At 55.2% G+C, this 12958-nt stretch carries 9 protein-coding genes; 5 read left to right on the top strand and 4 right to left on the bottom strand.

Annotated features, from left to right (window positions below; all coding sequences use genetic code 11):
* Positions 1 to 139 precede the first annotated feature (139 nt).
* The gene (gene nadC / locus ACESQ2_RS17805; protein ID WP_025106498.1) at positions 140 to 1033 is read right to left on the bottom strand and encodes a carboxylating nicotinate-nucleotide diphosphorylase; all 894 of its coding nucleotides are present in this window, start codon (positions 1031 to 1033) and stop codon (positions 140 to 142) included.
* 200 nt (positions 1034 to 1233) lie between these two features.
* Here nadC and ampD point away from each other — a divergent pair, with 200 nt between their 5' ends.
* A complete protein-coding gene (gene ampD / locus ACESQ2_RS17800) occupies positions 1234 to 1785 on the top strand; it encodes a 1,6-anhydro-N-acetylmuramyl-L-alanine amidase AmpD (protein WP_032747986.1) in 552 nt (183 codons plus the stop codon).
* Between the two features lie 9 nt (positions 1786 to 1794).
* A complete protein-coding gene (gene ampE / locus ACESQ2_RS17795; RefSeq protein ID WP_046877797.1) occupies positions 1795 to 2649 on the top strand; it encodes a beta-lactamase regulator AmpE in 855 nt (284 codons plus the stop codon).
* A gap of 31 nt (positions 2650 to 2680) precedes the next feature.
* On the opposite strand, the gene ACESQ2_RS17790 is transcribed toward ampE, so the two are convergent.
* From ACESQ2_RS17790 to aroP, 3 genes are all read right to left on the bottom strand, one after another.
* A complete protein-coding gene (locus ACESQ2_RS17790) occupies positions 2681 to 3631 on the bottom strand; it encodes a family 43 glycosylhydrolase (protein ID WP_373171029.1) in 951 nt (316 codons plus the stop codon).
* The gene (locus ACESQ2_RS17785) at positions 3631 to 5037 is read right to left on the bottom strand and encodes a glycoside-pentoside-hexuronide (GPH):cation symporter (RefSeq protein ID WP_373171028.1); all 1407 of its coding nucleotides are present in this window, start codon (positions 5035 to 5037) and stop codon (positions 3631 to 3633) included. Before ACESQ2_RS17785 ends, ACESQ2_RS17790 begins: the two co-directional genes overlap by 1 nt.
* Positions 5038 to 5214: 177 nt before the next feature.
* Entirely contained in the window at positions 5215 to 6585 is a 1371-nt protein-coding gene (aroP, locus tag ACESQ2_RS17780; protein WP_086544283.1) for an aromatic amino acid transporter AroP, read from the bottom strand.
* Between the two features lie 653 nt (positions 6586 to 7238).
* On the opposite strand from aroP, the gene pdhR reads away from it, so the two are divergent.
* The 3 genes from pdhR to aceF all read left to right on the top strand — a co-directional run bounded on the left by pdhR (position 7239) and on the right by aceF (position 12827).
* Positions 7239 to 8018 carry a pyruvate dehydrogenase complex transcriptional repressor PdhR gene (gene pdhR / locus ACESQ2_RS17775; protein WP_004098632.1) on the top strand — a complete coding sequence of 260 codons (780 nt, stop codon included), beginning with the start codon at positions 7239 to 7241 and terminating at the stop codon, positions 8016 to 8018.
* A gap of 241 nt (positions 8019 to 8259) precedes the next feature.
* Complete coding sequence (aceE, locus tag ACESQ2_RS17770; RefSeq protein ID WP_004098634.1) at positions 8260 to 10923, top strand: pyruvate dehydrogenase (acetyl-transferring), homodimeric type; 2664 nt, start codon at positions 8260 to 8262, stop codon at positions 10921 to 10923.
* Between the two features lie 14 nt (positions 10924 to 10937).
* Positions 10938 to 12827 (top strand): pyruvate dehydrogenase complex dihydrolipoyllysine-residue acetyltransferase, encoded by a 1890-nt coding sequence (aceF, locus tag ACESQ2_RS17765; RefSeq protein WP_014227937.1) that lies wholly within the window; start codon positions 10938 to 10940, stop codon positions 12825 to 12827.
* The last annotated feature ends 131 nt before the right edge of the window (positions 12828 to 12958 follow it).

Here is a 12958-nt window from a genome sequence, read left to right as displayed (position 1 = left end):
TTAGCGATACGAGCGGCAGATCGCGCCTGGAGAAGCACGCTTCCAGGCTTTTTTTGCGGGTTGCATTGAGGGATTATTGGCGTGCGAGCCGGCTCGCAAAAGTGCGCCCCGGCATCAACGACGAACCGGGGCAGGGGGATTAGCGGAAGCGCATAGAGAGATCGAGAGCGCGGACGTGCTTGGTCAACGCGCCAACGGAGATGTAATCGACGCCGGTTTCAGCAAATTCACGAATAGTCTCGAATGTGACGTTGCCGGAGACTTCCAGCGCCGCCTGGCCGTTGGTGTGTTTGACCGCTTCGCGCATCAGGTCGGTAGTGAAGTTGTCGAGCATAATGATGTCAGCGCCGGCTTTCAGCGCTTCATCCAGCTCTTCAAGGGTTTCGACTTCCACCTCAACCGGCACATCCGGGTGCAGCCAGAACGCTTTTTCAACCGCCTGCCGTACCGAGCCGGAAGCGATAATATGGTTCTCTTTAATCAGAAAGGCATCGGAGAGACCCAGGCGATGATTGGCCCCGCCGCCGCACAGGACCGCATATTTCAGCGCCGTGCGCAGGCCCGGCAGCGTTTTGCGCGTATCGAGCAGTTGAGTTTTGGTGCCTGCCAGCAGGTCGACATAGCGGCGGACTTCGCTGGCCACCCCGGAGAGCGTCTGCACGAAATTGAGTGCGGTACGTTCTCCGGTGAGCAGGATCCGCGAAGGGCCTTCCAGCTCGAATAGCGGCTGATTGGCTTTTACCGCGTCGCCATCGGCAACGTGCCAGGTGAAGTTAACGTCGTCGCCCGCAAGCTGAATAAAGACTTCTTCTACCCAACGTTTACCGCAAAACACGCCGTCTTCACGGGTGATGACGACGGCATGCGAGCGCGCATCCTGCGGCAATAATTGCGCGCTAATATCGTTGTTCGCATCCACTTCACCGCCTAAATCTTCCCGCAGGGATTGAGAGACGGCATCGGTAATATCAAGATTAATACGCTCCAGCAGCGCGTCACGGCGGCGGTCGGGATTGTAGCGACGAGGCGTCATGATAAAGCTCCAGATAGATAAGATTCAGAAGTGGGAAACATGCTAACCTGAACGACGTTTCTGTACCACATCCGCGTCCTTTCGTCGGCGGCGCCAGCGTGAAGTTTTGGCGTTAGCCAACCGAGCAAGCGTGGGTATGATGCCGGGGATTGTTTGGTCACGGTGCCGCGAATGCATAAGCTAGTAAAAGGAGACTCAACATGCAGTTGAACGGGGGATGGCTGGAAGAGGCGCGTCGGGTTCCTTCGCCGCACCACGATAGCCGCCCGGATAATGAAACCCCCTCTTTGCTGGTGGTGCATAATATAAGCCTGCCGCCCGGCGAATTTGGCGGCCCATGGATTGATGCCCTGTTCACCGGTACGCTCGATCCCCATGCCCATCCTTTCTTTGCTGAAATCGCGCATCTTCGCGTTTCGGCGCACTGTCTGATTCGCCGCGACGGTGAAATCGTGCAGTATGTGCCTTTCGACCAGCGCGCCTGGCACGCGGGGGTTTCCAGCTATCACGGGCGCGAGCGCTGTAATGATTTTTCGATAGGCATTGAGCTGGAAGGGACCGACGAGCTGGCTTATACCGACGCGCAGTATCAGCAGCTGGTTGCCGTTACCCGTCAGCTTATCTCGCGCTATCCGGCGATAGCTGACAATATCACCGGCCATAGCGATATTGCGCCAGTGCGTAAAACGGATCCCGGCCCGGCTTTTGACTGGGTCAAATTTCGCGGTCTGTTAACCCCGTCGTCAGAATAAGGAGATGCCATGACGTTGTTCACTACGCTGTTAGTCCTCATTGCCGAGCGTTTGTTTAAGCTGGGCGAGCACTGGCAGCTCGATCACCGGCTGGAAGTGCTGTTTCGCCGGGTAAAGCATTATTCCCTGCTCACCACCCTACTGATGACGGTCGCGGCGGCGGCGGTCGTGTTTATTATTCAGCGTCTGCTGCAGGGGCAGCTGTTTAACATTCCTCTGCTGGTGTTCTGGATCCTGCTGGGCCTGCTGTGCATCGGCGCGGGCAAAGTCCGTCTGCACTATCACGCCTACCTGAAGGCGGCGGCGCGCGATGATAGCCGCGCCTGCGACGCCATGGCCAGCGAGCTCACCCTAATCCACGGCGTGCCGCCCGGCTGCGACCAGCGTGAATATCTGAGCGAGCTGCAAAACGCGCTGCTGTGGATTAACTACCGCTACTATCTCGCTCCGCTGTTCTGGTTCGTTGTCGGCGGGCCGTGGGGACCGTTAACCCTGATTGCCTACTGTACGCTGCGGGCCTGGCAGACCTGGCTGGCGCGTTATCAGACGCCGCGTCATCGCTTACAGTCGGGTATTGACGGCATTCTGCACGTTATCGACTGGGTTCCGGTACGTCTGGTCGGCGTGGTGTACGCGCTGGTTGGGCACGGGGAAAAGGCTTTGCCTGCGTGGTTTGCCTCGCTGGGCGACCGCCACTCTTCGCAGTATCAGGTGCTGACGCGCCTGGCGCAGTATTCGCTGGCGCGCGAGCCGCACGTGGATAAAGTGGCGACGCCGAAGGCGGCGGTCTCCATGGCGAAAAAAACATCGCTGGTGGTGGTGGTGATTATGGCGCTGCTGACGATTTACGGTACGCTGATTTAAGCACCTGCCCGCTGGCGGGCAGGTTTCGCTTTTAATCCGTATCTGCTGCCGGGATGCCAAAATCAGGCATCCCGTTTTCGTCCCAGCGGACAAGCTTCAGGCGGGTATGGCGATTCGGATCGTACAGCGGGTCGCCTTCGATTTCGGTGTAGTTGCGCGCGTGGTACACCAGCACATCTTCTCCCTCCGGCGTCTGCGTAAAGCTATTGTGTCCGGGCCCATACTGACGATTCTCATAGCTGGTACGAAACACCGGCTGCGGCGCTTTATGCCAGTTTTCCGGCCGCAGCGGGTCGGCGTTAACGTCTATCCACAATAATCCCATGCAGTAGTTTTCGTCGGTGGCGCTGGCGGAGTAGCTGACGAACAGCTTGTCGCCGTGGAACAGGACCGCCGGGCCTTCGTTCACCAGAAAACCCCGGCACTCCCAGTCAAACTCGGGTTGACTCAGCATGACCGGCTGACCTTTTAGCGTCCACGGATTTGCCAGTTCAGCCAGATAGAGGTTGGTATTACCCTTAATTTCCGGATCTTTTTGCGCCCACAGGTACCACCGTTTACCCTGATGGTGGAAGGTGGTGGCATCCAGCGCAAAGGTATCAAGCGGCGTTTTAATCTGGCCTTTTTCCTGCCATTTCCCGGTTAACGGGTCGCTCTCCGCGCATTCGAGGGCGAACATGCGGTGCTGGAACATGCCCAGCGCATCCAGATCGTGGGTGTGGCTGGCGGCAAAGTAGATATACCATGTGCCGTCAATCTCATGCAGCTCCGGGGCCCATATGAGCTGGCTCATCGGGCCGCTGTCCGGTTTACGCCAGACGACCACCGGCTGCGCGTCGCGTAAACCTTCAAGGGTTGCTGAGCGGCGGATTTCCAGACGGTCATACTCCGGCACCGAGGCAATAAAGTAGTAGCTATCCTGATGGCGCAGAATATACGGGTCCGCGCGTTGTTCAATAAATGGATTCGGCCAGTTTTTCATTACGCTTTCCTTACCTGTTCGCCGGTTTTCAGTACCTGATAGTCGTTGAGCTCGCTGTAGTTGACCCGGCGTTTCTCGAGGTCGGACTGAATTAGCCGCATAAATTCGCGGTTTACCTTCAGCATACGCACCACCCCCGCGGTAATCAGATAGCCGATGCCGGGGATAACGCTGAATAACAATACGATACCGTTAATCGCGGAGGCGCTTTGCTGCTTCGCACCGGCATCGTAGCCGTACCAGGAGAGCAGGAAGCCAACCATCGCGCCGGCGATGGCCAGACCGACCTTCAGGAAGAACAGGTTGCCGGAGAAGCTGATGCCGGTGATGCGTTTGCCGGTCTTCCATTCGCCGTAGTCATCCACGTCGGCCATTAGCGACCAGTGCAGCGGCGAGGGGATCTGATGCAGAATGTTCAGCAGGAAGTAGAGCACCATAATCATCATGGTGGCGTGCGGGTCGAAGAAGTAGAAGGCGCAGGAGAAAATCGCCAGCACGATGTTGGTCCAGAAAAACACCTGCAGTTTGCACCAGCGGTCGGTCAGGAGTTTAGCCAGCATACTGCCGATCATCATTCCGACTACCCCGAGGCTGATAAATAGCGTGGCGAAGTGGGTGCTTTGCTGCATCACCCAGGTGACGTAGTACATGGTGGCGGCCATGCGAATAAAGCCTGGGCAAACGTTGCACAGCGTTAGCAGCAGGATGCGAACCCACTGGTCATTTTTCCAGACGTCTTTCAGATCTTTTTTCAGTTCGTCGTTGGTCTGGACGGCGGGTTTTACGCGCTCACGAACGGTGGCAAAGCAGAACAGGAACATGCACATACCGATAATCGCCAGCACGGTCATCGCCATCTGATAGCCTTTGGCTTTATCCTCACCGCCGAACCAGGCCGCCATCGGCAGCAGCGTCAGGGAGAGCAGGAGCGTGGCGATACCGACCATCACGAAGCGATAGGACTGGCAGGCCACGCGTTCCTTCGGGTCATTCGTAATCACGCTACCCAAGGAGCAGTAGGGGATGTTGATCGCGGTGTAGGTCAGCGAGAGCAGGAAGTAGGTGACGAAAGCATAGATAACCTTGCTATTGTACGACCACTCCGGGGTGGTAAACATCAGCACGCTGAACAGCGCGTACGGGAAGGCAATCCACAGCAGCCATGGGCGAAAGCGCCCGTATTTACTGCGGGTACGGTCGGCCATCGCCCCCATAATCGGATCGGTGACGGCATCAATAACGCGTACGGAAAGCAGCAAAACGCCCACCAGCGCCGGCGCGAGACCAAAAATATCCGTATAAAAATAGTTAACAAACAACATGATGGCGCCGAATATGATATTGCATCCGGCATCACCCATCCCGTAGCCTATTTTTTCTTTAACTGAAAGCTTATTGCCATTCATCGCAGCGATCTCCCCGTGGCGGTATGGAGAGAATTATTAGCCGGGTAATGGACTAATGCGTTGCAGGATAGGGTTAACGATATGGATAAATCGGTTATCAGGGGGAAAGTGTGAAGCAGATAACAATGCGCTGTGTCCGCCCAGCGGCGGGCGGACACAGCTTGTGGAGATACAGGATTATGCTTTAATGGCGCTGGCGGTTTTCTGTTTAAACAGGTAGCCGACGCCGAGAACGGCAATCCATACCGGGATAAGGTAGACGGAAATCGCCATGCCAGGGGTCATCAGCATGATCACCAGCACTCCCGCCATAAACAGCAGGCAGATCCAGTTGCCCAGCGGATAAAGCAGCGCCGGGAAGCGGGTGACCACGCCCTGCTGCTGCTTAGCGCGACGGAACTTCATGTGCGCCAGGCTAATCATCGCCCAGTTGATCACCAGGGCTGAAACCACCAGCGCCATCAGCAGACCAAACGCGGATTCCGGCGCGAAGTAGTTAATCAGTACGCACAGCGCGGTGACCACCGCGGAGACGAGGATGGTGTTAACCGGCACGCCGCGTTTATCGACGCTCATCAGCGCTTTTGGCGCGTTACCCTGCTGGGCCAGACCGAACAGCATCCGGCTGTTGCAGTATACGCAGCTGTTGTAAACGGAGAGCGCCGCGGTTAATACCACGATATTCAGCGCATTCGCGACGAAGGTATCGCCCAGCTCGTGGAAAATCAGGACGAACGGGCTGGTATCGGCGGTTACGCGGCTCCACGGCAGCAGCGAAAGCAGAACGGCCAGCGAGCCCACATAGAAAATCAGGATGCGGTAGATGACCTGGTTGGTGGCCTTCGGAATGCTCTGCTCCGGGTTATCCGCTTCGGCTGCGGTGATACCGACCAGCTCCAGCCCGCCGAAAGAGAACATAATAATCGCCATCATCATTACCAGCCCGGTGAAGCCGTGCGGCAGGAATCCGCCTTGCTCCCACAGGTTGCGTACGGTGGCCTGCGGGCCGCCGTTGCCGCTGAACAGCAGCCAGCCGCCGAACAGAATCATCGCCACGACGGCGACGACTTTGATGATCGCGAACCAGAACTCCATCTCGCCAAACACCTTGACGTTCGTCAGGTTGATGGCGTTGATAGCGATAAAGAAAACGGCCGCAGAAACCCAGGTAGGGATTTCCGGCCACCAGAACTGGACGTATTTCCCGACCGCGGTCAGCTCGGCCATTGCGACCAGCACGTAAAGCACCCAGTAGTTCCAGCCGGAAGCGAAGCCTGCAAAGCCGCCCCAGTATTTGTAGGCAAAATGACTAAATGAACCGGCTACCGGCTCTTCGACGACCATCTCGCCCAGCTGACGCATAATCAGGAAAGCAATAAAACCGGCAATTGCGTAGCCCAGAATAATACCGGGACCCGCGTTTTGGATGACGGATGCGCTACCCAGAAACAAACCGGTACCGATAGCGCCTCCCAGCGCAATAAGCTGAATATGGCGGTTTTTAAGGCCGCGCTTTAGCCGATCGCCATGCTGTTGACCTTCCATCATGAAACCTCGTGTGTGGTTATGGTTATTATGTTTGTCCGCGTCATCCATCAGGTGACTTCTTCGCTGTCCATCCCTGCCTGATAGCATAGTCAGCGAAATTTCACTGAGCCTGCGGCCCGTTTTGCCCCGAGTGATGTAGCGCACATATTGTTGTGTTTGTGTAATTATCAAATTCCGTAGATGTACTTATTTCTTTACGCAAGGCGGAGAGGGAATTCATGAAAAGGCCTTTCGTATCATGGAGAATAGTGATAAGCGCCGCTGAATGCACCTGCTTTATGAAGGGATGATGACGAAGCGAGCAAAAAGACGCCATTTGTAAATTCCACCCCCATGCGCCAGTGCCTACCCATTATTTGTCATCCATGCAAATTTATTGAATTTATATTCACTTAATAAGGCGTTGAATCGGTTCAGATAGCGTAATTTTTCGTTTCTATTACGTTAACGCTACCTCTTTGTGAGTAAACACAACATTTGTGCAAGGTTACATTTTTGAAATGTTATTTCTGTAAGGTTGTTAAAACGTGCCGGGTTTAATGATTTCAATCAAAACCTGTATGGACAGAAGGTGAATACTTTGTTACTTTAGCGATACGAACTATGAATTGGTAAGACCAATTGACTCCGGGCTAATGGCAGAGACAGGGAATATGGCCTACAGCAAGATCCGCCAACCAAAACTATCCGATGTGATAGAGCAGCAGCTGGAGTTTTTAATCCTTGAGGGGACGTTGCGCCCCGGTGAAAAACTCCCGCCAGAACGTGAACTGGCAAAACAGTTCGACGTTTCCCGTCCCTCGCTCCGTGAGGCTATTCAACGCCTCGAAGCTAAGGGCTTGTTGCTTCGTCGCCAGGGGGGCGGAACGTTTGTACAAAGCCGCCTGTGGCAGAGCTTCAGCGACCCGCTGGTAGAGCTACTGTCCGACCACCCTGAATCCCAATTTGATCTGCTGGAAACCCGTCACGCGCTTGAAGGCATCGCGGCTTATTACGCGGCGCTGCGCAGCAATGATGAAGACCGCGAACGCATTCGCGAGCTGCATCAGGCCATTGAGCGGGCTCAGCAGTCCGGCGATCTCGACGCCGAATCCGATGCCGTCGTCCAGTATCAAATCGCCGTCACCGAAGCGGCGCACAATGTGGTGCTGCTCCATCTACTACGCTGTATGGAGCCGATGCTGGCCCAGAACGTTCGCCAGAATTTTGAATTGTTGTACGCCCGTCGGGAGATGCTCCCGCAGGTCAGCAATCATCGTACTCGCATTTTTGAGGCGATAATCGCCGGGGAACCGGAGCAGGCGCGTGAAGCGTCGCATCGTCACCTGGCGTTCATTGAGGAAATTTTGCTGGATCGTAGCCGTGAGCAGAGCCGTCGTGAACGCTCACTGCGTCGTTTACAGCAACGAAAAGATGAGAACTCCGGTTCTTAAGCGCCATTTTTAGAGCGCGGCAACTAAACGCAGAACCTGTCTTATTGCACTTTTAGTTGTTCAAAATAATTTTGGGTGTATCGCGGCGGCAAGCGCGCGAATCCCCGGGAGCATAGTGAACTATGTGACTGGGGTGAGGAAGCGAAGCCAACAAAGAGACAGCCAGAAGTATGAAGAACAAAGAGCGCAATGGGACAGGTTCCAGATTAATCAACGATTAGATAGATAAGGAATACCCCCCATGTCAGAACGTTTACCAAATGACGTGGATCCGATCGAAACTCGCGACTGGCTACAGGCGATCGAATCGGTCATCCGTGAAGAAGGTGTTGAGCGCGCTCAGTATCTTATTGACCAACTCCTTTCTGAAGCCCGCAAAGGCGGGGTGAAAGTGGCTGCTGGCGCATCGACCGGCGGTTACGTGAACACTATTGCCGTTGAAGATGAGCCGGAATACCCGGGTAATCTGGATCTGGAACGTCGTATCCGTTCTGCGATCCGCTGGAACGCGATTATGACCGTTCTGCGCGCATCGAAAAAAGATCTCGAACTGGGCGGCCACATGGCTTCCTTCCAGTCTTCCGCAACCTTCTATGAAGTGTGCTTTAACCACTTCTTCCGCGCACGCAACGAGCAGGACGGCGGCGACCTGGTTTACTTCCAGGGCCACATCTCTCCGGGCGTCTACGCGCGTGCTTTCCTGGAAGGTCGTCTGACTGAAGAGCAGATGAACAACTTCCGTCAGGAAGTTCACGGTAAAGGTCTGTCCTCTTATCCGCACCCGAAACTGATGCCGGAATTCTGGCAGTTCCCGACCGTCTCTATGGGGCTGGGCCCAATCGGTGCGATTTATCAGGCTAAGTTCCTGAAGTATCTGGAACACCGCGGCCTGAAAGACACTTCCAAACAAACCGTTTACGCTTTCCTCGGCGACGGCGAGATGGACGAGCCGGAATCCAAAGGCGCGATCACCATCGCGACCCGTGAGAAGCTGGACAACCTGGTCTTCGTTATCAACTGTAACCTGCAGCGCCTTGACGGCCCGGTTACCGGTAATGGCAAGATCATTAACGAACTGGAAGGCATCTTTGGCGGTGCTGGCTGGAACGTTATCAAGGTTATCTGGGGCGGACGCTGGGATGAGCTGCTGCGTAAAGATACCAGCGGTAAACTGATCCAGCTGATGGAAGAGACCGTTGACGGTGACTACCAGACCTTCAAATCCAAAGACGGCGCTTACGTGCGTGAGCACTTCTTCGGTAAATATCCGGAAACCGCAGCGCTGGTTGCCGACTGGACTGACGAGCAGATCTGGGCCCTGAACCGCGGCGGTCACGATCCGAAGAAAGTCTACGCTGCGCTGAAAAAAGCGCAGGAAACCAAAGGCAAAGCCACCGTAATCCTCGCCCATACCATTAAAGGTTACGGCATGGGTGACACCGCTGAAGGTAAAAACATCGCTCACCAGGTTAAGAAAATGAACATGGACGGCGTTCGCTACGTCCGCGATCGTTTCAACGTGCCGGTTGCCGATGCTGATATCGAAAAACTGCCGTACGTGACCTTCCCGGAAGGTTCTGAAGAGCACACCTATCTGCACGCCCAGCGTCAGAAACTGCACGGCTATCTGCCGAGCCGTCAGCCAAACTTCGATGAGAAGCTGGAGCTGCCGACCCTGGAAGATTTCGGTCCGCTGCTGGAAGAGCAGAATAAAGAGATTTCTACCACTATCGCGTTCGTTCGTGCCCTGAACGTGATGCTGAAGAACAAATCCATCAAAGACCGCCTCGTGCCGATCATCGCCGATGAAGCGCGTACCTTTGGTATGGAAGGCCTGTTCCGTCAGATTGGTATCTACAGCCCGAACGGTCAGCAGTACACTCCGCAGGACCGTGAGCAGGTTGCTTACTACAAAGAAGACGAGAAAGGCCAGATTCTGCAGGAAGGTATCAACGAACTGGGTGCCGGTGCATCCTGGCTGGCTGCTGCGACCTCCTACAGCACCAACAACCTGCCGATGATCCCGTTCTACATCTACTACTCCATGTTCGGGTTCCAGCGTATCGGTGACCTTTGCTGGCAGGCCGGCGACCAGCAGGCTCGCGGCTTCCTGATCGGCGGGACTTCCGGTCGTACCACGCTGAACGGCGAAGGTCTGCAGCACGAAGATGGCCACAGCCACATTCAGTCTCTGACTATCCCGAACTGTATCTCTTACGATCCGTCTTACGCGTACGAAGTTGCGGTCATCATGCACGATGGTCTGGAGCGTATGTACGGTGAGAAACAAGAGAACGTTTACTACTACATCACCACGCTGAACGAAAACTACCACATGCCGGCAATGCCAGCAGGCGCCGAGGAAGGTATCCGTAAAGGTATCTACAAACTCGAAACCGTTGAAGGTAGCAAAGGTAAAGTTCAGCTGCTGGGCTCCGGTTCTATCCTGCGTCACGTCCGTGAAGCAGCGCAGATCCTGGCTAAAGACTACGGCGTAGGCTCTGACGTTTATAGCGTCACCTCCTTCACCGAACTGGCGCGCGATGGCCAGGATTGTGAACGCTGGAACATGCTGCATCCGCTGGAAACGCCGCGCGTTCCGTACATCGCTCAGGTGATGAACGACGCTCCGGCAGTCGCATCTACTGACTATATGAAACTGTTCGCTGAGCAGGTTCGTACTTACGTACCGGCCGATGATTACCGCGTACTGGGTACCGACGGCTTCGGTCGCTCTGACAGCCGTGAAAACCTGCGTCACCACTTCGAAGTTGACGCTTCCTACGTGGTGGTAGCAGCGCTGGGCGAACTGGCTAAACGTGGCGAAATCGATAAGAAAGTGGTTGCGGAAGCCATCACTAAATTCAACATCGATGCAGATAAAGTTAACCCGCGTCTGGCGTAAGAGGTAAAAGAATAATGGCTATCGAAATCAAAGTACCGGACATCGGGGCTGATGAAGTTGAAATCACCGAGATTCTGGTCAAAGTGGGCGACAAAGTTGAAGCTGAACAGTCGCTGATCACCGTAGAAGGCGACAAAGCCTCTATGGAAGTCCCGTCTCCGCAGGCTGGCGTCGTTAAAGAGATCAAAGTCTCCGTCGGCGACAAAACCGAGACCGGTAAACTGATCATGATTTTCGATTCCGCCGATGGTGCAGCAGCCGCTGCACCTGCGCAGGAAGAGAAGAAAGAAGCCGCTCCGGCCGCCGCAGCACCGGCCGCCGCCAGCGCGAAAGAAGTTCATGTACCGGATATCGGCGGTGATGAAGTTGAAGTCACGGAAATCATGGTAAAAGTGGGCGACACCATCGCCGCTGAACAATCCCTGATCACCGTAGAAGGCGATAAAGCCTCTATGGAAGTGCCGGCGCCGTTCGCCGGTACCGTGAAAGAGATCAAGATTAACACCGGCGACAAAGTGTCCACGGGTTCCCTGATCATGATCTTCGAAGTGGCGGGCGCAGCGCCTGCCGCGGCGCCGGCGAAAGCGGAAGCCGCTCCGGCTGCTGCTGCACCGGCAGCTTCAGGTTCTAAAGAAGTTCACGTGCCGGATATCGGCGGCGATGAAGTTGAAGTGACTGAAGTGATGGTGAAAGTGGGCGATAAAATCGCCGCTGAACAGTCACTGATCACCGTTGAAGGCGACAAAGCCTCCATGGAAGTGCCTGCGCCGTTCGCGGGTACCGTGAAAGAGATCAAAATCAGCACCGGCGACAAAGTCTCCACCGGCTCCCTGATTATGGTCTTCGAAGTGGAAGGCGCTGCGCCTGCCGCAGCTCCGGCTGCCGCGGCTGCTCCGGCACCAGCTGCTGCACCGGCTCAGGCTGCTAAACCAGCTGCACCTGCTGCAAAAGCAGAAGGCAAATCTGAGTTCGCTGAAAACGACGCTTACGTTCACGCCACCCCGCTGATTCGTCGCCTGGCGCGCGAGTTCGGTGTAAACCTGGCGAAAGTGAAAGGAACTGGTCGTAAAGGCCGTATCCTGCGCGAAGACGTTCAGGCCTACGTGAAAGAAGCGGTTAAACGCGCTGAAGCCGCGCCTGCTGCTACCGGTGGCGGTATCCCGGGCATGCTGCCGTGGCCGAAAGTGGACTTCAGCAAGTTTGGTGAAGTGGAAGAAGTTGAACTGGGCCGTATCCAGAAGATCTCTGGTGCTAACCTGAGCCGTAACTGGGTGATGATCCCGCACGTTACGCACTTCGACAAAACCGATATCACCGATCTGGAAGCGTTCCGTAAACAGCAGAACGCTGAAGCTGAGAAGCGTAAGCTGGACGTGAAATTCACTCCGGTGGTCTTCATCATGAAAGCCGTTGCCGCGGCGCTTGAGCAGATGCCGCGCTTCAACAGCTCCCTGTCTGAAGATGCACAGCGTCTGACGCTGAAGAAATACATCAATATCGGTGTGGCGGTTGATACCCCGAATGGTCTGGTTGTTCCGGTCTTCAAAGACGTGAACAAGAAGAGCATTACCGAGCTGTCTCGTGAACTGACCGTGATTTCCAAGAAAGCGCGTGATGGTAAGCTGACCGCTGGCGAAATGCAGGGCGGTTGCTTCACTATCTCCAGCATCGGCGGCCTGGGTACCACCCACTTCGCACCGATTGTGAACGCGCCGGAAGTGGCTATCCTCGGCGTCTCCAAGTCCGCGATGGAGCCGGTATGGAATGGCAAAGAGTTCGTGCCGCGTCTGATGATGCCGATCTCTCTGTCCTTCGACCACCGCGTGATCGACGGTGCTGATGGTGCGCGCTTTATCACCATCATCAACAATATGCTGAGCGACATTCGCCGCCTGGTGATGTAAGCAAAAAGCCGGCCTGACGGCCGGCTTTTTTCTGGTAATCTCTTCTGCATTTTGAAGTTACCAGCAATAAAGGACAAAATCGTTTGCCGTTTGTTGTTTCAAAATTGTTAACAATTTTGTAAAATGCTTGC

The organism is Klebsiella sp. Q11, from assembly GCF_964241505.1.
Lineage (GTDB): Bacteria > Pseudomonadota > Gammaproteobacteria > Enterobacterales > Enterobacteriaceae > Klebsiella > Klebsiella michiganensis.
This window is presented reverse-complemented; position numbering and strand designations above follow the sequence as displayed.